Below are 20,385 nucleotides of genomic sequence, written 5' to 3' on the forward strand. Positions count from 1 at the left end.
TTCGCGGTGACGCAAGAGTGTGACGCGCATCCCGAGTTCAAGCGGATTCTCGCCGACGCAACGCCGGAAGACATTGTCGAATTCGTGAGTGTGACCGGTTTGCCGGCGCGCGCGGTGAAGACGCCGTGGCTCGTGCGCTACATGCGCCAGGAGCAACGGATCCGCGAGAAGATCGGCACGAAACCGCAAACGTGTCAGTCGGGGCTCAACTGCCTGAGCGCGTGCGGCTGGCGCGATGGCATCGAAAAGTTCGGGCACTTTTGTATCGATACCCGTCTGGCCGCCGCGTTGCGCGGAGATCGTGAGACTGGGCTGTTCTTTCGGGGGCGCGAGGCGCTGCCGTTCGGATCGGCGATTCGCAGCGTGCGTGAACTGCTCGACTTGCTAGTTGCAGATATCCGGCCCACGGCGGAGGCTTGAACGGCGCGGGTGCTGCTGGCTTTTGAGATAGCAGTTTGCAATGCCCTGCGCCGCATCTCAATCTGATTCCAAGCCCGAGTCAATCCGCAATCAAACCTTGTCGCGCGTGAAGCGCATGGCCGTGCCCTCGCGGGTAATGCGTTCCCAGATCGCGCGCTTTTCGTCATCGCTGAGAAATACCCAGTTGGAGACTTCGCCGGCCATGCGGCCGCAGCCTTTGCAGACGTCGTCGAAGAGGGTCGAGCAGACTCCGATACACGGGCTGTCGGGCAAGTCATGAAGGTTCGATGCCATAAAACGCCTATAGTCGGGCGCGGCATCCAGTGAAGACCGCAACGCCCGCAAAAAATGCAAGTTTAACGCGCGATGCTGTAGCCGATCCGCGCGATCCAGTGTTGTCGCCGGTTGTAATCGAGGATGTCCTCGCCGTAGCCGTTGAAGTAGCCTACCCACAAATAGCCGCCCCACGCGCTGTTGATCAGTTTAGCGAGCGGATAGGTGAACTGGGCGTCGACGCTGCCGTATCCCGCTTTTGTGCCCTTGCGCAGCGTCGCGGCGAGTTGCCAGCTATCGGGGCTGCCGTATTTCACGAGCAGGTCCACGTAACCGCGATAGTCCTGGATGTCCTCGTTGCCGCTCTTCGTGATGTAGTAGTAGATTTTCGGCGATATCGTCAGGTGGTTCGAGTTGATATCGCCGAAATCCCAGGTTGGGCGCACGAAAGCGATGTTGATCCCGCGAGAATCGGCGCCGGCCTTGCCGTTGGATTCGTGTCCGATACCGGCCGCGACGCCCATGCGCGAAAACAGCGAGCTTTTCCAGCCCGTGTTCTCCAGGTAATAGAACAGTTGCGGCTCGTAGCTCGTGTCGCGAAAGGGCGCCGATTCAGCCGTCAAATCCCATATCGATGTTTGCGTGTACGCGAAATACAGGTTGTCGAGGAAAGCGCGCGAGCGGGGATCGTCGGGCAAAAGCACGCGATACTTGAAACTGAACTGGAATTTCGCGAGGTTATCGCCGTTCTGGCCATCGGCGAAATACATGGGTTCGAAGGTCGATAACCGGCCGCTCAGCATGCGGTCGCTCGTGGTCGTCGGAATGGCCGACGTGTTTGCCGCAGCTTCGGCGCTGGCCAGTTGCTGCGGTGTTTTCGCCTGTGTTTCAGCGTTCTCCGCCGCCACGACTTGGCCCTGCGTCTTGCCGCGATTGAGCGTGATCAGCATAGGCGACGAATCGAAGCCGACCGGATCGACCTTCACCACGCCGCGAGCGACGTCCGGCCAAGGCGCTGCATAACGAATCTTCCGATACTGGCCGGGGCGTAGCGTCAGCGTGTCGGGAACGTTGGGCTCACGTTGCAGCGAAAGCGGTTGCGGCGGCAGATCGCCGTTGGTCAGCGTGACGTTGAGCGCTTTGGGTACATCGACGGTGAGCGGCTGCTCGTCGTCGTCGCTATAAAGCAGCGTCAGTTCGAGCGGCTGCTGTGCGGCCGCCTCGCGCACGGGTTGGAGCACGGAAACTGTTGCCTGGGCGAGGCTGCTCCCGAGGCCCAGGCCAAGGGCGACCGTGAGCGTAGTCAGGCGATAAACCATCGCGACATCGCGTTGTCGGAAACGGGTGGAAAACGTCAGAGAGCCTCCGGCCATGAAGCGATCGTCCTGGTTGCGTTGAGTAGCGTCGGGCGCGGGCGATGCGGCGAGGAGGTGTGTTCCGGGCCGTCCATGTTGCGCAGTTCGCGACCGCTTGTTTGCCAATCTGCCTCCGGGTGAAATTCGCGAAACATATAATTGTAAACATGCGAAGGGATCATCTCGAACAAGCGGCGCAGAACGGGCGGCTGCAGCAAAAAACGATCCTGACTTGCCGTCACGCACAGTGGCTAACAGTGATAAAGAGAACAGCCAACATATAACGACCGAAGACCCAAGCGGCAGCAACCCGGCATCACCCCCGGGCACCACCACAACCTCACCAGTAAAAACCCTCTCCACGATCCGCCGAGAACCCCTCCCAAACTCAGCGTCAATCAAACGGGTTTCCTTGTGCCCTTTGCGCGACAACCCTAGCCGATTGTTTTTTGCGAAGATACCTTTTGATGATAGTTTTCGTTTTTTTAAAGAGCGTCTCGACTGGGCTGAGCAGGGGAGATAAGGGCGCATCGAGATGTGGAAAGTAACGGTCGGCAAGACGAAAGGACGGAGAAACTGAAATGACAGAAAAAGTGGCGGACCGGTTGTCGAAGCGCTCGCGGGTACCGGGCGTGGTTATATCGATCACCATGGCTATCGCGGGCGTGGCGGCGATAACAGCACCACTGGCGGCATCGGCGAAAGACACCCAGCTCAACGTGTACAACTGGTCGGACTACATCGCCAAGGACACGATTCCGAACTTCGAGAAGCAGGCAGGCGTCAAGGTCAAGTACGACAACTACGACAGCGACGACACGCTGCAAGCCAAGCTGCTCACCGGCAATTCGGGTTACGACATCGTGGTGCCTACCAGCAACTACGCCGGCAAGCAGATCGCGGCAGGCATCTTCGCCCCGCTTGATAAATCCAAACTCCCCAACCTCAAATACCTCGATCCCGACCTGATGAAACTGGTCGCGGGCGCCGATCCGGGCAATAAGTACACGGTACCGTGGGCATACGGCACGACGGGCCTCGGCTACAACGTAACGAAGGCCCAACAGATCCTCGGCAAGAACGTGCCGCTGGATAACTGGGACATCCTGTTCAAGCCGGAAAACATCTCGAAGCTCAAGGCCTGCGGCGTCTCGGTACTCGACGCGCCCGACCAGATGTTCGCCGCTGCGCTGCACTACATCGGTAAGGATCCGATGAGCACAAACCCGGCCGACTACCGCGCCGCGCTCGCGATGCTCAAGAAGATCCGCCCGTACATCACCCAGTTCAACTCGTCGGGTTATATCAACGACCTGGTCGGCGGCGACGTGTGCTTCGCTTACGGATGGTCGGGCGACGTGGTGATCGCCAAGCATCGTGCGGAAGAGGCGAAGAAGGCGTACAAGATCGAGTACTACATTCCTAAGGGCGGCGCGCCGGTCTGGTTCGACGTGATGGCGATTCCGAAGGACGCGAAGAACAAGGAAGCCGCGCTCGAGTGGATCAACTACATCGAGACGCCGCAGGTTCACGCCGCGATCACGAACGAGGTGTATTACCCGAGCGCGAATAGCGAAGCACGGAAATACGTATCGAAGGATGTCGCCAACGATCCGGCCGTGTACCCGCCGCAAGACGTGATCAAGACGCTGTTCCTGCTCAAGCCGTTGCCGCAGGACATCCAGCGTTTGCAAACGCGGCTCTGGACGGAATTCAAGTCGGGGCGCTGATCCCGGTTCCGGTAAAGTTGCACGACGCAGTCGATAAACGTGAAGCCCCTGGTCCTCCGGGGGCTTTGTTCGTGGACGGCTTGATTCGTTTCGGCACGGCCCGATGTGGAGGGCGGCCGGATCGAAGAACTGGAAGAACCGGAAGAACGACGTAGAGAGTGAAGTGAAAAAAGGCAGCACGAACGCGCATAGCGCAGGAGCCGGGCAGCAGATCATGAGTGAGCAGCAGTCGAGCGCAGTGCCCGCCGGACCGGGCAGTCAAAGCGGCCAGGGTGGCCAGTCCGGTGCCAACGGCCGCAGGCCGGAACCGGGTTTGCGGGACCCGGATTGGGCCGACGAAAACTTCGTGCGGATCGTCGATATAGTCAAGAAATTCGACGAAACCGCCGCAGTGAAAGGCGTGAACTTGTCGGTGAAAAAGGGCGAGTTGTTCGCGCTTCTCGGCAGTTCGGGATGCGGCAAGTCCACCTTGCTGCGCATGCTCGCGGGGCTCGAGTCCATCACGTCGGGACAGATTTTTATCGATGGCGAGGATCTGGCGGCCATGCCGCCCTATCGGCGACCGGTGAACATGATGTTCCAGTCGTATGCGCTGTTTCCGCATATGTCGGTCGAATCGAACGTGGCGTTCGGGCTCAAGCAGGAAGGCGTGCGCGGCGCGGAACTCAAGGAGCGCGTGCACGCGACGCTCGACCTCGTGCAGATGGCGAAATATGCGCAGCGCAAGCCGCACCAGCTGTCGGGCGGCCAGCAGCAGCGCGTGGCGCTGGCACGCAGCCTGGTCAAGCGTCCGAAGCTGCTGTTGCTCGACGAGCCCATGTCCGCGCTCGATAAACAAATTCGCCAGCGCACGCAGATCGAACTCGTGAACATCCTGGATAAAGTGGGCGTCACCTGCATGATGGTCACGCACGACCAGGAAGAGGCGATGACCATGGCCGGCCGGATCGCGGTCATGAGCGAGGGCGAGATCGTGCAGATCGGCACGCCGCACGAGGTCTACGAATATCCGAACAGCCGGTTCACCGCGGAATTCATCGGTTCGACCAATCTGTTCGAAGGTACGGTGGTCGAGGATGAACCGGATCACGTGTTCGTGGAGTCGAAGGAATTGCCGTCGCGACTGTATGTGAACCACGGCATCACGGGTCCGCTCGGCATGCCGGTCACCATCTCGGTGCGGCCCGAGCGCATTGCGCTGACGCGCAAGCCGCCCGAGGGTTCCTACAACTGGGGCCGTGGCAAGGTGGCGAACATTGCGTACATGGGCGGCTACACGCTGTATCACGTGAAGCTCGACAGCGGCAAAGTGGTGGTGGCGAACCTGTCGAGCCTTGCGCTCGGGCAGATCGATTCACCCACCTGGGACGACGAAGTGTTCGTGCGCTGGACCGCATCGGCAGGGGTGGTGCTCACGGCATGAAAACGCTGCATTTACTGAAGCAACGCTTCGGCCTGACCGGAAGGACGGCGGTCGTCGCCGGGCCGTATCTCTGGCTCGTGCTGCTGTTTCTCGTGCCGTTCCTGCTGGTCGTCAAGATCAGTTTCTCCGATGCGCGTCTCGGGATTCCGCCTTATACGGAATTGACGGCGATCAAAGACGGCGTGCTGAATATCGCGCTCGATTTTTCGCATTACGCGTTCCTGCTGACGGACAGCCTGTACTTCGCGACCTACATGAACTCGCTGCTGGTCGCGGGAGTATCGACGCTGCTGTGTCTGCTGATCGGTTATCCGATGGCGTATTACATCGCGCGTTCGAGTCCGGCTACCCGCAATCTGCTGATGATGGCCGTGATGCTGCCGTTCTGGACGTCGTTTCTGATTCGCGTGTATGCGTGGATCGGGATTCTGAAGAACAACGGCTTGCTGAATAACTTCCTGATGTGGACGGGGATCGTTCATACGCCGGTCGAGCTGTATCACACGAATATCGCGGTTTATATCGGCATGGTGTATTCGTATCTGCCGTTCCTGGTGATGCCGCTTTACGCCCATCTTGTGAAGATGGATCTCACCTTGCTCGAGGCCGCTTACGATCTCGGCGCAAAACCGTGGAAGGCGTTTTTGCAGATCACGTTGCCGCTGTCGAAGAACGGGATTATCGCCGGCTGTCTGCTGGTGTTTATTCCGGCGGTCGGCGAATACGTTATTCCGGAATTGCTCGGCGGCGCGGATACCCTGATGATCGGCCGCGTGATGTGGAATGAATTCTTCGATAACGCCGACTGGCCGATGGCTTCCGCCGTCACCTGCGCGATGGTGTTGTTGCTGCTCGTCCCCATGGCCGTTTTCCAGTATTACCAGGCCAAGCAACTGGAGGAGAAGCGATGATCCAACCCAGTCGCTCGCTCCGGTTCACCTTTCTCGGTATCGGATTTCTGTTTCTCTATATTCCGATCATCAGCCTGATCGTGTATTCGTTCAACGAGTCGCAGCTTGTGACGGTATGGACGCAGTTTTCGCTGAAGTGGTATCGCGCGTTAGTGCACGACGAGGAACTGATCAACGCCGCGTGGTTGTCCATTCGAATCGCGGTATTCACGGCGTGCGCGTCGGTCGTAATAGGAACGTGGGCAGGATATGTGCTGGCGCGAATGGGGCGGTTTCGCGGCTTCACGCTGTACGCCGGCATGATCAACGCGCCGCTCGTGATTCCTGAAGTGATCCAGGGGATATCGCTGCTCCTGCTGTTCGTCGAAATGGCGAAGGTATTCGGCTGGCCCGCAGGGCGCGGGATGTTCACGATCTGGATCGGCCACGTGATGCTGTGTATTTCCTACGTTGCAATCATCGTGGAATCGCGGGTGAGGGAATTGAATCCATCGATTGAAGAGGCCGCTCTGGATTTGGGTGCGACACCATTGCGGGTGTTTTTCTCGATTACGCTGCCGTTGATATCGCAGGCGCTGGTGGCAGGGTGGTTGTTGTCGTTCACGCTGTCTATCGACGACCTGGTGTTGTCCGCGTTTTTGTCGGGGCCGGGATCGACAACCTTGCCGCTCGTGGTGTTCTCGCGCGTCCGGCTCGGCTTGAATCCCGAGATGAACGCGCTCGCCACGCTGTTCATTGCGTTCGTGACGGTTGGTGTGATCGCCGCGAATTACTTCATGCAGAGGAGCGAACGCAAGCGGATGACGAAGGTCTTGTAGCAGCGCTTAGTCGTCTTGAGCCGCCATTGCGAGATGTTTGTTCAACGTCGCCGGGTCGGTGTTCGTGCCGCACAGCAAGACGCCGACGCGCTTGCCCTGCAGGGTTTCGCGCAGCGGCCCGAGCAGCGCAGCGGTGGCCGCGGCACAGGCCGGTTCCACGGCCAGCTTGAGCTCGTTGAACAAATGCAGCATGGCGTGGCGCAGCTCGGTATCGGAGACGGTCACCAGCCGGTCGATATGCCGCCGGCACAATTCGTAGCTGTAGTCTTCGGTGTGCGGCGCCATCAACGAATCCGCGATGCCGTGCATGGCGCCCATCTTCACCGTGTGATTCGCGGCGAAACTCTGGCCCATGGCGTCGGCGCCTTTGGGTTCCACGCCGTACACGTGGATCGATGGATTCGCGAGCCGGAATGCCAGCGATACCCCCGCAGCCAACCCGCCACCGCCGATCGGCAGGATCACGGCGTCCAGATCCGGCGCTTGCGAGGTCCATTCGTATCCGAGTGTCGCCGTACCGACGATGGTCCGGTAGCCATTGAACGGATGCACGAAGTAGCGGCCTTCCTCGGCCTCGATCCGCCGCACGGTCTCGAACGCTTCCGCGCCGTTTTCCGCCATCACCACTTCCGCGCCGAAACGGTGGCACAGGCCCACGCGCGCCGGGCTTGCCGTCTTCAGCATCACGACCTTCGCGCTGATTTCGAGGCGCATTGCGGCATACGCGACTGCAACGGCGTGATTGCCCGCTGAGACGCAGGTCACGCCCGCGTCGCGTTCGTTTTCCGTGAGCGCGAGCAAGTGCGAAAAGGCGCCGCGCGTCTTGAACGTACCGCCGACTTGTAGCAGCTCGAACTTGAAGTTGATGGGCGTGCCGCCGAGCATCGGGAAATCGTGACGCTCGAAGGTCGGCGTGCGCGCGACCCACGGCGAGAGCGTCATGTGCTGGCCGGCGATATCGTCGAGTGTGGGAATCGGCGTGCCGTCGATGGTGTTATCGGAGTGATGGGCGGTGGACATGGGGTGTCTTCTGACCTCAACGAGCGATTTCAACGAACCTCAACGCGCCTGCGCCTCGACCGACATGCTGTGAATAAACTTGCTCAAAAACGCTTCGCAAGCAACAAGCTGATCCAGCGATACATATTCGTTCGCTTTATGCGCCTGCTCGATATTCCCCGGCCCGCACACGATGCTTGGCACGCCCGCGATCTGGAACAAGCCCGCTTCCGTTCCGTAAGCCACCTTGCGCTTCTCCTGATTCGCCGTGAGCGCGCGCACGAGTTGCGTGATGGCGGCTTGCTCGGACGCATCAAGTCCAGGCGCCGCAGCAATCTTCGAAAACTCAATAGCAGCGTTCGCGTGTTCCTTCTGCATTTTCGGCAGCAACTCTTCCCGCGCGTACTTCTCGATACGCTGATAGATCGGCTCCGGATCGAGTGTCGGTAAATTGCGGAATTCGAACGCGAAGTTGCATTCGGCGGGGACCGTGTTGATCGCGTTGCCGCCGTTGATCGTGCTGGTCTGGGCGGTCGTGAAGGGTACGTCGTACTGTTCGTCGAACGGGCCTTGCGCGCGGAATTCGTCGGCGACGTCGCGGATGAAACAGATCAGCCGCGCCGCATATTCGATCGCGTTCAAACCCTTCGGCGTCAGCGATGAATGCGCGGCGAACCCGCGCACGCAGCAGTTGTAGGCGTTGATGCCCTTGTGGGCGATGACCGGCCGCATGCTGGTCGGTTCGCCGACAATGCACCCGTCCGGCCGCAGCCCGCGCTTTTGCAAGTCGGTGATCATCAGCGGCGCGCCGGCGCAGCCGATTTCTTCATCGAAGGAAAGCGCGAAGTGGATCGGCCGCGCGAGTTTCGTCGCCTGCATCTTCGGCAGCAAGGTAAGCGCCGCGCCGATAAACCCCTTCATGTCGCACGTCCCGCGACCGTACAACAGGCCGTCGCGGATTTCCGGCTTGAACGGATCGCTGTCCCATTTCTGGCCATCGACGGGTACCACGTCCGTATGTCCCGACAACACGATGCCGCCGTTCGTCGCGCCGTCGTGCGCCGGCACGGTCGCGAACAGGTTGGCCCATTTGCCGGTCGGATCAGTGGTGAGCGTGCTCTCGATGCCGGCGGCGCGCAGGTCGTCGCGCACGGTTTCGATCAGGCCCATGTTCGGATTGCGGCTGACGGTATCGAAGGAGACGAGCTTCTTGATCCACGGCAACGATGCCGGTTCGGAAGAGGGTGTTTGCGCGACGGAAACCGTCGGTTCAGCGATCTGCGACATGACGCTCTCCATGGAATTTTTCACGTTCGATCATACCGAAAAAACCGCGTAAATACCGGTTACGCACCGCCGGACAAGGCGGTGCGCGGGTTTCAAGCTGGGTGAAACGCTCAGCGCGACGGCACTACGGCGGCCGTTGGTTTTGGCTGCCGCACGGGTGCGCCGAGCGCCCGCAGCGTTTCCTTGACCGTCGAAATCCGCACGGCAAGATCCGGGCTGCGCACTTCTATGCGCAATTTGTCCTGCCCCGCGAGCTTGATGTGTTTGTGCTTTTGCACCATCTCGATGATCTTCATTGCATCGACGGGTGGGTTCGGAATGAACTGCAGCGCGATCGCATGCTCGGCCGCATCGATCTTCACAATGCCCAGCGGCTTCGCCGCGAGCCGCAGCTTGTGCGTCTCGACCAGCGCGTTCGCCTGGGGCGGCAGCTTGCCGAAACGGTCGATCAACTCTTCCAGAATGGCGTCGATGGCATCGCTCGACTCGCAGTTCGCCATGCGTTTGTACAGCGACAAGCGCTCCTGAACATCGCCGCAATAATCGGCGGGAAGGATCGCGGGCGCGTGCAGGTTGATCTCGGTCGTGGCGGCCAGAGGCGCGTTCAGGTCGGGCTCGCGGCCTTCTTTCAGCGCCTTCACGGCGTCGTTGAGCATGTCAGTGTAAAGCTGGAAACCGATTTCCTGAATCTCGCCCGATTGTTTGTCGCCGAGCACTTCGCCCGTGCCGCGAATCTCGAGATCGTGCATGGCGAGATAGAAACCGGAACCGAGTTCTTCCATCTGCTGGATCGCTTCCAGCCGCCGTTGCGCCTGTTTCGTGAGGGCGGCCGGATCGTGAACGAGCAGGTACGCGTAAGCCTGATGGTGCGAGCGCCCGACGCGCCCGCGCAACTGATGCAGCTGCGCGAGGCCGAATTTATCGGAGCGATGAATCAGGATCGTGTTGGCGCTCGGCACGTCGATCCCCGTTTCGATGATCGTCGTGCACAGCAGCACGTTCGCGCGCTGGCCGACGAAATCGCGCATCACGCGCTCGAGTTCGCGCTCGTGCATTTGCCCGTGCGCCACCGCAATTCGCGCTTCCGGCACCAGCGCTTCGAGCATCGCGCGGCGATTTTCAATTGTCTCGACTTCGTTATGGAGGAAATAAACCTGTCCGCCGCGTTTCAGCTCGCGCAGCATTGCCTCACGGATCACGCCGTCTTCCTCGCGCCGGACGAAGGTCTTGATCGCCAGGCGTTTTTGTGGCGCGGTAGCGATCACGGAAAAGTCGCGCAATCCTTCCAGCGCCATGCCAAGCGTGCGCGGAATCGGCGTAGCGGTAAGCGTCAGCACATCGACTTCAGCGCGCAGCGCCTTGAGCGCCTCCTTCTGCCGCACGCCAAACCGGTGCTCCTCGTCGATGATCACCAGCCCGAGCCGCTTGAACACCACGTCGGTGGAGAGCAGCTTGTGCGTGCCGATCACGATATCGATGGTGCCGTCGTTGATCGCCTGAATCGACGCCGAGACTTCCTTCGTGCTCTTGAAGCGCGACAATTCGGCGATTTTCACGGGCCAGTCGGCGAAGCGGTCGGTGAAGGTGTTCGTGTGCTGTTCGGCAAGCAGCGTGGTCGGCGATAGAATGGCCACCTGCTTGCCGCCGAGCACCGCGATAAACGCCGCCCGCAAGGCCACTTCTGTCTTGCCGAAGCCGACGTCGCCGCAAACCAGCCGGTCCATCGGCTTGCCGCTCGTCATGTCGCCGATCACGGCCGTAATTGCCGCGGCTTGATCGGGCGTTTCCTCAAAGCCGAAGCTCTCTGCGAATTTTGCGTAGTCGCGCGCGTCGAGCGGGAATGCGTGACCTTGGCGCAGCGCCCGGCGCGCGTAGAGGTTGAGCAGCTCGGCGGCGGTATCGCGGATTTGCTGTGCGGCCTTGCGCTTCGCCTTGTCCCACTGGCCGGAGCCGAGCGCATGCAGCGGCGCGCTTTCCGGGTCCGCGCCGCTGTAGCGCGAGATCACGTGCAGTTGGGCAACCGGCACGTACAGCTTGCTTTCGTTTTGGTATTCGAGATGCAGGAACTCGGTATCGCCTTCGCCCAGATCCATCGATACCAAGCCCATATAGCGGCCGATACCGTGCTGCGCATGCACGACCGGATCGCCGATTTTCAGCTCGGAGAGGTCGCGCACCATCGAATCGACGTTGCTCGCCTGCTCCTGGCGACGACGCCCGGCGCGGCGCGCGAGCTGTCCGTATAGCTCCGTCTCCGTGATGATCGAGATGCCTTCGCCGGGCAGGGCGAAGCCGTTCGCGAGCGGCGCTACACCCAGCGAGAATTTGGCATCTCCGGTGAGCCATTGCTGGAACGTATCGTCGAGCGAGGCGCGCAGGCCGTTGTCGGAGAGCAGTTGCTGGATCGTCTCGCGTCGTCCCGCCGATTCGGTCGCGAACAACACGCGGTTCGGCGTCTGTTCCAGATAATGACGTAGCGCGAGCAGCGGATCTTCCGCGTGGCGGTCGATGGCAAGGCCGGGCAACGGCACGGCCCAGCCGCCCTCGGGCATGGCTGGAAACTTGATTTGCGCGAAGGGCTTGGCGAACGAGAAAAAGTCGTCGTCGGTGAGAAACAGGCGCTGCGGTTCGAGCAGCGGCCGCTCACGATCGTGCGATAAAAAGTTATAGCGCTGCTTCGTGTCGTTGGTGAAGCGCTTGATGGCCGCGTCCATGTCGCCGACGAACGCCAGTTGCGCATCTTGCGGCAAGTAGTGGAACAGCGTGGCGGTTTCGTCGAAGAACAGCGGCAGGTAATACTCGATACCCGCTGCCGGCACGCCATTGCCGATGTCCTTGTATATGGATGAGCGGCTGGGATCGCCCTCGAACACCTCGCGCCAGCGGCTGCGGAAGGCGGTGCGGGCGGGTTCATCGAAGGGAAACTCGCGGCCGGGGAGCAAACGCACATCGCGCACCGGATACAGGCTTCGCTGCGTATCGGGATCGAATGCACGGATGGAATCGACCTGATCGTCGAACAAATCGATCCGGTACGGCAGCGGCGAACCCATCGGATACAAGTCGAGCAGCGACCCGCGCACGCAATATTCGCCCGGACGCACGACCTGACTGACGTGCTCATAGCCCGCGAGCGTCAACTGGCTCTTCAATTTCGCCTCGTTCAGCCGCTCGCCCTGCGTGAACGAAAACGTGTACGCAGCCAGAAACGATGCCGGCGGCATTCGATACAACGCGGTCGTCGCGGGCACCAGCAGGATGTCGCAGCGGCCTTCGCCCAGGTCGTGCAGCGTCGCCAATCGCGCCGAAACCAGATCCTGGTGGGGCGAAAACGTGTCGTAGGGAAGCGTCTCCCAGTCGGGCAGCAGCCTGACGCGGGCATCTGGCGCAAAAAACGGAATTTCGACGGCGAGACGTTGCGAATCGACGGCGCTCGCGCACATCACGACCAATAACGGGACTTTTTCGCGGAAAGCGAGGTGATAGCGAGCCAGGGCGAGCGCGTCGGAGGAACCGGTGGCGCCATCGAAGGCAAAGCGCTGACCGGCTTTGACAAGTGCGATAGGAGACGTTGACTGCGAACTAACGGCTTTTGAAGGCATAAAGTGTGCGGGGAACCGTTCGCGTGCGAAAGTGCTCGCGGGACCGGCATGGTCGCGATGGACCTATTATAAAATCCGGGCTTCACTTTGACTTGGGCGTTTTCAACTCGTGACTTCCCGCCTGTTCGCCCTCATTCCGTGCGCCGGTTCCGGCAGCCGTTCTGGTGCACCGATGCCGAAGCAATACCAGACTATCGGCCGCCATCCGATGCTGCGTTATTCGCTCGCCGCTTTCGATGCCTGTTCCGAGTTCGCCCAGACGCTGGTCGTGCTGGCGCCGGGCGATCATCACTTCGATGACCGCCGTTTTGCGGGTTTGCGCTTTGCCGTGCAGCGTTGCGGCGGCACGACGCGGCAGGCGTCGGTGTTCAACGGCCTCGCGGCGTTGACCGGTTTTGGTGCGCGCGACGACGACTGGGTGCTCGTGCACGACGCCGCGCGCCCCGGGCTCACGCCGCAGATGATCCGCACGCTGGTGGGCGAGCTGAAGAACGATCCGGTCGGCGGGATTCTGGCGCTGCCCGTCGCGGATACGCTCAAGCGTATCGAGGCTGAGGGCGTGGCGCACGATGAAGGGCGCATTGCGCGCACGGAGTCGCGTAACGGGCTGTGGCAGGCGCAGACGCCGCAGATGTTCCGGCTGGGCATGTTGCGCGACGCGATCATGCGGGCGCAACAAGACGGCCACGATCTCACCGATGAAGCCAGCGCTATCGAATGGCTCGGTCACGCGCCGCGTCTGATTCAGGGCAGCCTGCGTAACTTCAAGGTCACGTATCCGGAAGATTTCGCACTCGCGTCGGCCATGCTCGGCGGGGTTTGATTCAGTGCTCACTCGTTCACTTATCTAGGATTATCGATGGACTTCAGAATCGGACAAGGCTACGACGTTCACCAGCTGGTCGAGGGCCGGCCGCTCATCATCGGCGGGGTGAGCATTCCTTATGAGCGCGGGCTGCTCGGGCACTCGGACGCTGATGTGCTGCTGCACGCGATTACGGACGCGCTGTTTGGCGCTGCCGCCATGGGCGATATCGGCCGCCATTTTCCCGATACCGATGCGAAATTTTCCGGCGCCGATAGCCGGGCGCTGCTGCGCGAGGCATTTGCAAGAGTGTCGGAAGCGGGCTTCGGGATCATGAACGTCGATTCGACGGTGATCGCGCAGGCGCCGAAGCTTGCGCCGTATATCGAGGCGATTCGCGCGAATATCGCGGAAGATCTGGAGTTGCCGCTGACTCGCGTGAACGTGAAGGCCAAGACGAACGAGAAGCTGGGGTATCTGGGGCGTAAAGAGGGCATCGAGGCGCAGGCGGCGGTGCTGCTGATGCGTACGGGTATAGACGCCTGAAACCGGGTGCATAAGAAGGTCGCAAACAAAAACGCCACGCTGGGCCTGCGTGGCGTTTTGTTTCGCGCTTCTAAGCCGAAGTGGCTTACTTCCCTTCAGCCGCAATCGCCAGCGCAGCTGCGTTGATCACTGCGGCAATCCGCCCAACATCTCGCAACTGGGTCGTGCTCATGCCTTCCCCAACCAGATTCTCGTAGTGCGACTTCACGCAAAAGTGGCACTTGCCAACAATCGATGCCGCCAGCGCATACATCTCGAAGCGACGCTTATCGACACCGCCATGCGTTGCATACGCATTCATGCGCAACGCCGCCGGCTGGGTCTTCAGGTCGGCGTTATCGGCCATTTCCAGGTACGGATACCACACGTTGTTCATGCCCATCAACGCGGCAGCGGTCAACGCGCCATTCGTTTCCTCGGCCGACAACACGCCCGCGTCGCGAATCAAGCCGACAATCTTCGTGGCCTTGGCGGCATAAGCCGCGGCAAGCGCCACGCCCACGGCGTCATTACTTTCCAGCGATGAACGCGCGATCGTACCGTCCACGTTCAGGCGAATGTCCTTGGCGTAATCAGGAATAAGTTCTTTAATCGATGCGAGGAATTCCATAAATTTCTCCTATCTGATCAGCGATAAAAAAACCCGCCGGCTCGAGTATGACTCGGAAAGCTGACGGGCCACGGAGCCAAGCCACGAAGGGCCTTTAGCCGTACCTGCTTACAGCGTCGAACCGCCAACAGCGCGATTGCACGGGCACAGTTCGTCCGTTTGCAGGCCGTCGAGAATACGCAGCACTTCTTCCGGATTACGGCCAACGTTCAGGTTGTTCACCGAAACGTGTTGAATCACATTGTCCGGGTCGATGATGAACGTTGCGCGCAGCGCCACGCCAGCTTCCTTGTCACGCACGCCGAGCTGGTCGATCAGCTCGCCCTTCACGTCGCCGAACGCGTAGTGGTTCAGCTTGCTCAGGTCCTTGTGCTCCCGGCGCCATGCCAGCTTCACGAATTCGTTGTCCACGCTGCCACCGAGCAACACCGCATCGCGATCAGCGAAATCCGTAGCCAGCTTGCCAAACTCGACGATTTCCGTCGGGCAGACGAACGTGAAATCCTTCGGGTAGAAATACAGGATCTTCCACTTGCCGGGAAACGACTGTTCGGTGATCTCTTCGAACGCCGACACGCCATTTTCTTCGTGATGATTGAAACCCGGCTTTGCAGCAGTAACGGTAAACGCTTCAACTTTATCGCCCACGGTCTTCATATGAATACTCCTGTGTTCGTTGGAAGAAAATTAACACTACCTGATCGCTGTAACGCTCACATGACGCACACCAAACTCGCCGAGGAGCCGATGAATGCGTTGAACGAATCTCACTATACGTCTATTAAGTTATTTTTTCAATAGTTTTTAGCTAACGCGCTAGATAGCTTTTAACGAATGGACCGATAGCGTTCTCTGAGGATCGCTTTACCGGAAGGTGCGTTTTTCTATCGCCGGGAAGTCGATGGTGACCTCGAATCCCGCATGCGGATGCCGGTTGCGCAGGCGCAGCGTGCCGCGCTGCCGCGTGACGAGCCGTTGCACGATCGCCATGCCGAGCCCGGTGCCGTTGGCCTGCGTGCGGGCGGTATCCACGCGATAAAACGGGCGCGTAATCAGCGCCACCTGATCTTCTGGAATGCCGCGGCCTTCATCCATCACCGACAACTCCACGCGCCCGTGGTTCACATGCGTTTGCAGCGTGATCCGCGCGATGTCGTCCGCCGCGCTACGGCCGTACTTGCGCGCGTTCTCCAGCAGGTTGCCAATCACCCGCCGCACATCGGTTGGATCGCCTTCTATGATCGCGCCCTGCGCCAGATCGGTCTTCATGACCACGCCATCTTCCCCATAGAAACGCGCAGCCATTTCGCCGCCGATCAACGAAAGATCCACGGCTTCGGCCATGCGCTGCATCGGCCGGGCGTAGTCGAGGAAGCGCCCGATGATCATGTCCATCTGTTCGATGTCATCGACCATCGCGAGTTTCGTCGCTTCGTCGGAGGGGCTCATTTCGGTTTCCAGCCGCAGACGTGCGAGCGGCGTGCGCAAGTCGTGCGAGATGCCGGCGAGCATCAGCGCGCGGTCGGCATCGAGTTGCTCGAGGTCCTGCACCATCTGGTTGAAACTGCGATTGGTTTCGGCAGCCACGCCCATGCCGCGCTCGGGCAACGGTTCCGGCGACTGTCCCGAGCCGACCTTGCGCGCCGCCAGCGCCAGCCGAGCGAACGGCCGGTTCACGAGGCTGGTGATGAACGCCGCGCCGAACAGCGATAGCGCGAGCGCGAAGATGCCCCAGCCGGCCCATTGCAGGCCGGTGACGTTATCGAGTTGATCGCGGTCGAGCGCCACCCAGTAATCGTCGTCGTCGATCTTGAAGCTGATCCAGACGCCAGGAATGTCGTTGACCGATTGCGCGATTACCGTGTCGTTGCCAAGCCGGCCGCGCACGTCGCGCTCGATCAAACGGTTGAGCGATTCATCGGGCTGCAGGCGGTATTTATCGGTGGTCTCGCGCGGATACACGCGCACGCCTTCATTGCTCTCCAGATCCTGCAGCAAGGCGCGGCGCAGATCGGGATCGGAATAAAGGAGGGCGGTACGCGTGAGCTTGACGACCGCGACGAGTTGCAGCGCGACGCGTTGCGCGCGCGGTTCGCGTTCGATGACCCGAAAACTCTGGAACCACGCAGCAATGCTGACCGCGATCAGCAACGCGATCAAGGCGAAGGTCCGCCAGAACAGGCCGCCGAACGCGAGCGTCAGTAGCCGCCTGTCAATCCGCATGGGTCGTTGATGCTCTTGCTCGTGGCGCGCACGGGGCGCGTTTGTCGGTACTCAATCAGGACTCAAATCCGGAGGACTCAAATCTCACGCTGCGCCATCGGGAATGAAGACGTAGCCGAGACCCCACACGGTCTGGATAAAGCGCGGGCTGCTCGGGTCCGGCTCGATCAGCTTGCGCAACCGGGAAATCTGGACATCGAGGCTGCGGTCGAAGACTTCGTATTCGCGACCGCGTGCCAGCTCCATCAGCTTTTCACGCGACAGCGGCGCACGCGGATGACGCGCGAACACTTTCAGTACGGAAAATTCGCCGGTGGTCAGCGGGATTTCCTGGCCGTTCTTGGTCAGCGTGCGGGTAGCGAGATTCAGTGCGAATTCGCCGAATTCGAAGACTTCAGTGGTTTCGGACGGCGCGCCGGGCAGTTCCGACGGTGACTGGCGGCGCAGCACGGCATGAATCCGCGCGACGAGTTCGCGCGGGTTGAACGGCTTCGGCAGATAGTCGTCCGCGCCCATTTCCAGGCCCACGATGCGGTCGACATCTTCGCCTTTCGCCGTGAGCATGATGATGGGCGTGCGGTCGTTGCTGCCGCGCAGGCGCCTACAGATCGAGAGTCCGTCTTCCCCCGGCAACATCAGGTCGAGCACGAGCAGGTCGAAACGTTCTCGAACCCAGAGCTTGTTCATCGACGGCGCATTTTCAGCGACATAGACATTGAAGCCCTGTTCGCCGAGATAACGTCGCAAAAGATCGCGCAAACGGGGATCGTCGTCGACTACGAGTATTTTTGAGGGATTTTTGGTTTCCATGTCGGCATCTTAGCGCGATTAGAAAGATGTACGAGTTTGCCTGATTTCTGACGTAACAGATAGTTACAAAATTTACGGGGACTGTGGCACGACATAAAGGTTCTATGCGTACACTCCTTTACCTAAGCCCGTCATTCGGTGGATACTCCATTAGTACAACGATTGCGCGTCAGCATCATGGCGGATTAACCGTCACTCTCGCATGACACGCAAGCACGCCAAAGAGCCTGAGACTGTCCGGTTGTCGAGCAACGAAGGGAACAACATGAAGGGAGCGCGGCGGCGCATACCTGTGCGCACCAAGCGCATCATCCGACTAACGCTGATCGCTAGCGCGTTTTACGCCGTGTTTGCCACGCGCACAGCTCTTGCGCAACCATCGCAGTCTTCCAATCGCAGTTCGGCGGCGTTCGACCGGCCGGATTCGTCGTTGTCATCGTCGTCTTCATCTTCGTCCGCATCCTCTTCCCGGTATTCGAATCCAGAGGGCGACAGCTCTGATTCCAACTCACATCCACCCAAGAAACGCAGCTTCGACGGCCGCTTCATGCGCGCTCAGCATCGCATGCAAAAGCCGCTGGATGGCAGCCGCGACCTGCAGCCAATGCCGGCCATGCCTGCACCGCAAAGCGATCCGCAGCCACCCGCGCGGCCTCCGCGGCACTCTGTCATGACCGCAGATGAGCGGCGTCTGCTGCGCCAGCACATCGAGGAAGCGGTCAGGGATCTTTATAAGCGTTGAGCGCTTGCGTAGTTGACCGGACTCGCGGTCAAGGCAAGGCTTGGCGGCTTTCAGCTCCGGACGTGATGCGCAACGGCGTCGCCGTGGTCAACGGGCATCGGCTCCTCGCCGTTGATTGACTTAGCACGGCCACCGGACCCGCTCTTCGATGCCACTCTCCAGGCTTCTTCATTTCCACGCTGCTCGCGGTTCGCTGAATCGGCGCGATTTCCGCATTGGTATTGGTATCGGCACTGGTGCGATCGCGTTGTGCATGATGCTGGCCTGCGCGATGACGGCACAGGCGGCGCAGAACGTCACGCCGCACCGGATGCGCAATGTGCCTCGGACGGAAGAGGCAGCGGTCGATACTGATCCGCTGGATGCCACCGACGCACGTTTCCTGCTCACCCGAACCGGCTTCGCGACGAATGCGAGCGAGGTCACTCCGTATATCGGCAAAACGCGTGAGGAGGCAGTCGATGCCTTGCTCGCCGGCGCACGCACCGAAGCCGCTACGCCGCCGCCCGCGTGGGTCACGGAGCCCATCCCATCGGCCGATATACGCCGTGCATGGACAGAGGATCAGCGCCGTGACGACCAGCGCGAACAAAGCCGTCGATACGACGAGTTGCGCGGCTGGTGGGTACGGGAAATGGTGACCACACGCTCGCCGCTCACCGAGCGCATGACGCTCTTCTGGCACGATCACTTCCCGTCCGCCGAAGAGAAGGTTCACTATCCGCAGCTCATGTTCCGGCAGAACGCACTGCTGCGCCGCGACGCGCTTGGCAATTTCGGCGACTTGCTGCATGCGGTCTCGAAAGATCCCGCTATGCTGCAATACCTCGACGGCGCCGGCAGCCGCAAAGGCCGTCCCAACGAAAACTTCGCCCGCGAGGTGATGGAACTGTTCACGCTCGGTGAGGGACATTACTCGCAGCGTGACGTGACAGAAGCCGCACGGGCCTACACGGGCTGGACGCTCGATCCGAATACGCTCGCCTACCAGTTCAATCCAAAAATCCACGACGACGGCGACAAGACCGTCCTCGGCCAGATGGGCAATTTCGATGGCGATCAGGTTCTCGACATCCTCCTTGCCCAACCGGAAACCGCCACCTTTATCACGACCGAACTGTGGCGCGAGTTCATCTCCGAGACGCCGGATCCGGCGCAGATCGCGCCGGTCGCCGAGCGTTTCCGCGCATCGCACTACGACATCAAGACGGCGTTGCGGGGGCTGTTTTTATCGGAGGCATTCTGGGACGAGCGCAACTGTGGCGTGCTGGTGAAGTCGCCAGCGGAATTCGTGGTTGGCGCTGTGCGCGAGTTCGATATCGGTTACGCCGACCAGGACGCGACGCCGCTTGCCGTCCAGGTGCGCAATTTCGGCGAGAACCTGTTTTATCCGCCGAACGTGAAGGGCTGGCCGGGCGGTGAAAACTGGATCAACAGCTCCACGCTGCTCGCGCGCAAGCAGTTCATCGAACAGTTGTTTCGGGCGACCGAAGCACACGGCATGCGCCCGGCGACGGCCGCACGAGGGCCGGTCAATCCGATGGCAAGCACGATGGCAAGCCCGATGACGAACACGACGTCGAACATGATGTCGAACGCCGCCATGAAACCCACGCCGACGCCACGGCCGCGTCCTGGCTTGCGCTTTGATCTGGACGCATGGCTCGCGCAATACAATACGACGCCCGACGCGCGCCCCGATCTGTCGACGCAATTGCAGTTGCAGCGCGCGGTCCTGGCGGTTTCCCCGGCCGACGCCATCGAACCCGACGTCACGAGCAGCGCGTATCTGCGGGTCTTGCTGATGGATCCTGCGTACCAGTTGAAATAG

Annotated in this window: 16 protein-coding genes and 2 pseudogenes; 9 read left to right on the forward strand and 9 right to left on the reverse strand. The window is 60.6% G+C overall.

What is annotated here, in order from left to right; genetic code table 11:
- Nucleotides 1–420, forward strand: a pseudogene (locus EOS_RS35255) (nitronate monooxygenase); the annotation flags it as partial.
- A 90-nt stretch (nt 421–510) separates the two neighbouring features.
- Here EOS_RS35255 and EOS_RS35260 read toward each other — a convergent pair.
- Both EOS_RS35260 and EOS_RS35265 read right to left on the reverse strand, forming a co-directional pair.
- On the reverse strand, nt 511–714 hold the full coding sequence (locus EOS_RS35260; RefSeq protein WP_047896852.1) for a DUF1289 domain-containing protein: 204 nt from the start codon (nt 712–714) through the stop codon (nt 511–513).
- 62 nt (nt 715–776) lie between these two features.
- Nucleotides 777–2,012, reverse strand: a complete 1,236-nt coding sequence (locus EOS_RS35265; RefSeq protein WP_047896870.1) for a phospholipase A — start codon at nt 2,010–2,012, stop codon at nt 777–779.
- A 686-nt stretch (nt 2,013–2,698) separates the two neighbouring features.
- On the opposite strand from EOS_RS35265, the gene EOS_RS35275 reads away from it, so the two are divergent.
- The 4 genes and pseudogenes from EOS_RS35275 (at nt 2,699) to EOS_RS35290 (ending at nt 6,930) form a co-directional block, all read left to right on the forward strand.
- Complete coding sequence (locus EOS_RS35275) at nt 2,699–3,778, forward strand: polyamine ABC transporter substrate-binding protein (protein ID WP_047896871.1); 1,080 nt, start codon at nt 2,699–2,701, stop codon at nt 3,776–3,778.
- Between the two features lie 331 nt (nt 3,779–4,109).
- Nucleotides 4,110–5,201 (forward strand): annotated as a pseudogene (locus tag EOS_RS35280) (ABC transporter ATP-binding protein); the annotation flags it as partial.
- On the forward strand, nt 5,198–6,112 hold the full coding sequence (locus EOS_RS35285; protein ID WP_047896854.1) for an ABC transporter permease subunit: 915 nt from the start codon (nt 5,198–5,200) through the stop codon (nt 6,110–6,112). The pseudogene EOS_RS35280 and the gene EOS_RS35285, both read left to right, overlap by 4 nt.
- Nucleotides 6,109–6,930, forward strand: a complete 822-nt coding sequence (locus tag EOS_RS35290; protein WP_407639208.1) for an ABC transporter permease subunit — start codon at nt 6,109–6,111, stop codon at nt 6,928–6,930. The genes EOS_RS35285 and EOS_RS35290 overlap by 4 nt, the downstream gene beginning before the upstream one ends.
- A gap of 6 nt (nt 6,931–6,936) precedes the next feature.
- Here the strand turns inward: EOS_RS35290 and EOS_RS35295 are convergent, their stop codons facing one another.
- The 3 genes from EOS_RS35295 to mfd all read right to left on the reverse strand — a co-directional run bounded on the left by EOS_RS35295 (nt 6,937) and on the right by mfd (nt 12,818).
- Nucleotides 6,937–7,950, reverse strand: a complete 1,014-nt coding sequence (locus tag EOS_RS35295; RefSeq protein WP_047896855.1) for a threonine/serine dehydratase — start codon at nt 7,948–7,950, stop codon at nt 6,937–6,939.
- Nucleotides 7,951–7,989: 39 nt separating this feature from the next.
- Nucleotides 7,990–9,216, reverse strand: a complete 1,227-nt coding sequence (gene argE / locus EOS_RS35300) for an acetylornithine deacetylase (RefSeq protein WP_047896856.1) — start codon at nt 9,214–9,216, stop codon at nt 7,990–7,992.
- Between the two features lie 110 nt (nt 9,217–9,326).
- A complete protein-coding gene (gene mfd, locus EOS_RS35305) occupies nt 9,327–12,818 on the reverse strand; it encodes a transcription-repair coupling factor (RefSeq protein WP_047896857.1) in 3,492 nt (1,163 codons plus the stop codon).
- Between the two features lie 109 nt (nt 12,819–12,927).
- On the opposite strand from mfd, the gene ispD reads away from it, so the two are divergent.
- Nucleotides 12,928–13,641: a 2-C-methyl-D-erythritol 4-phosphate cytidylyltransferase gene (gene ispD / locus EOS_RS35310; RefSeq protein WP_047896858.1), complete on the forward strand. Its 714-nt coding sequence runs from the start codon at nt 12,928–12,930 to the stop codon at nt 13,639–13,641.
- Nucleotides 13,642–13,677: 36 nt separating this feature from the next.
- A complete protein-coding gene (gene ispF, locus EOS_RS35315; RefSeq protein WP_047896859.1) occupies nt 13,678–14,169 on the forward strand; it encodes a 2-C-methyl-D-erythritol 2,4-cyclodiphosphate synthase in 492 nt (163 codons plus the stop codon).
- 85 nt (nt 14,170–14,254) lie between these two features.
- On the opposite strand, the gene EOS_RS35320 is transcribed toward ispF, so the two are convergent.
- The 4 genes from EOS_RS35320 to ompR all read right to left on the reverse strand — a co-directional run bounded on the left by EOS_RS35320 (nt 14,255) and on the right by ompR (nt 17,812).
- Entirely contained in the window at nt 14,255–14,779 is a 525-nt protein-coding gene (locus tag EOS_RS35320) for a carboxymuconolactone decarboxylase family protein (RefSeq protein ID WP_047896860.1), read from the reverse strand.
- 108 nt (nt 14,780–14,887) lie between these two features.
- Nucleotides 14,888–15,436, reverse strand: a complete 549-nt coding sequence (locus tag EOS_RS35325; RefSeq protein ID WP_047896861.1) for a peroxiredoxin — start codon at nt 15,434–15,436, stop codon at nt 14,888–14,890.
- A 207-nt stretch (nt 15,437–15,643) separates the two neighbouring features.
- Entirely contained in the window at nt 15,644–17,002 is a 1,359-nt protein-coding gene (locus EOS_RS35330) for an ATP-binding protein (protein ID WP_047896862.1), read from the reverse strand.
- 84 nt (nt 17,003–17,086) lie between these two features.
- A complete protein-coding gene (ompR, locus tag EOS_RS35335) occupies nt 17,087–17,812 on the reverse strand; it encodes an osmolarity response regulator transcription factor OmpR (protein ID WP_031359745.1) in 726 nt (241 codons plus the stop codon).
- 202 nt (nt 17,813–18,014) lie between these two features.
- On the opposite strand from ompR, the gene EOS_RS44010 reads away from it, so the two are divergent.
- Nucleotides 18,015–18,554 (forward strand): hypothetical protein, encoded by a 540-nt coding sequence (locus EOS_RS44010; protein WP_235443059.1) that lies wholly within the window; start codon nt 18,015–18,017, stop codon nt 18,552–18,554.
- Nucleotides 18,555–18,864: 310 nt separating this feature from the next.
- On the forward strand, nt 18,865–20,385 hold the full coding sequence (locus tag EOS_RS35345; RefSeq protein WP_047896875.1) for a DUF1800 domain-containing protein: 1,521 nt from the start codon (nt 18,865–18,867) through the stop codon (nt 20,383–20,385).

The organism is Caballeronia mineralivorans PML1(12), from assembly GCF_001028175.1.
Taxonomy (GTDB): domain Bacteria; phylum Pseudomonadota; class Gammaproteobacteria; order Burkholderiales; family Burkholderiaceae; genus Caballeronia; species Caballeronia mineralivorans.

Bases quoted from the DNA above. Each gene is read 5' to 3' on its own strand.
- EOS_RS35260 (WP_047896852.1), bottom strand. From the start codon at position 714: ATGGCATCGAACCTTCATGACTTGCCCGACAGCCCGTGTATCGGAGTC.
- EOS_RS35265 (WP_047896870.1), bottom strand. From the start codon at position 2,012: ATGGTTTATCGCCTGACTACGCTCACGGTCGCCCTTGGCCTGGGCCTC.
- EOS_RS35275 (WP_047896871.1), top strand. From the start codon at position 2,699: ATGGCTATCGCGGGCGTGGCGGCGATAACAGCACCACTGGCGGCATCG.
- EOS_RS35285 (WP_047896854.1), top strand. From the start codon at position 5,198: ATGAAAACGCTGCATTTACTGAAGCAACGCTTCGGCCTGACCGGAAGG.
- EOS_RS35290 (WP_407639208.1), top strand. From the start codon at position 6,109: ATGATCCAACCCAGTCGCTCGCTCCGGTTCACCTTTCTCGGTATCGGA.
- EOS_RS35295 (WP_047896855.1), bottom strand. From the start codon at position 7,950: ATGTCCACCGCCCATCACTCCGATAACACCATCGACGGCACGCCGATT.
- argE (WP_047896856.1), bottom strand. From the start codon at position 9,216: ATGTCGCAGATCGCTGAACCGACGGTTTCCGTCGCGCAAACACCCTCT.
- mfd (WP_047896857.1), bottom strand. From the start codon at position 12,818: ATGCCTTCAAAAGCCGTTAGTTCGCAGTCAACGTCTCCTATCGCACTT.
- ispF (WP_047896859.1), top strand. From the start codon at position 13,678: ATGGACTTCAGAATCGGACAAGGCTACGACGTTCACCAGCTGGTCGAG.
- EOS_RS35320 (WP_047896860.1), bottom strand. From the start codon at position 14,779: ATGGAATTCCTCGCATCGATTAAAGAACTTATTCCTGATTACGCCAAG.
- EOS_RS35325 (WP_047896861.1), bottom strand. From the start codon at position 15,436: ATGAAGACCGTGGGCGATAAAGTTGAAGCGTTTACCGTTACTGCTGCA.
- EOS_RS35330 (WP_047896862.1), bottom strand. From the start codon at position 17,002: ATGCGGATTGACAGGCGGCTACTGACGCTCGCGTTCGGCGGCCTGTTC.
- ompR (WP_031359745.1), bottom strand. From the start codon at position 17,812: ATGGAAACCAAAAATCCCTCAAAAATACTCGTAGTCGACGACGATCCC.
- EOS_RS44010 (WP_235443059.1), top strand. From the start codon at position 18,015: ATGACACGCAAGCACGCCAAAGAGCCTGAGACTGTCCGGTTGTCGAGC.
- EOS_RS35345 (WP_047896875.1), top strand. From the start codon at position 18,865: ATGCGCAATGTGCCTCGGACGGAAGAGGCAGCGGTCGATACTGATCCG.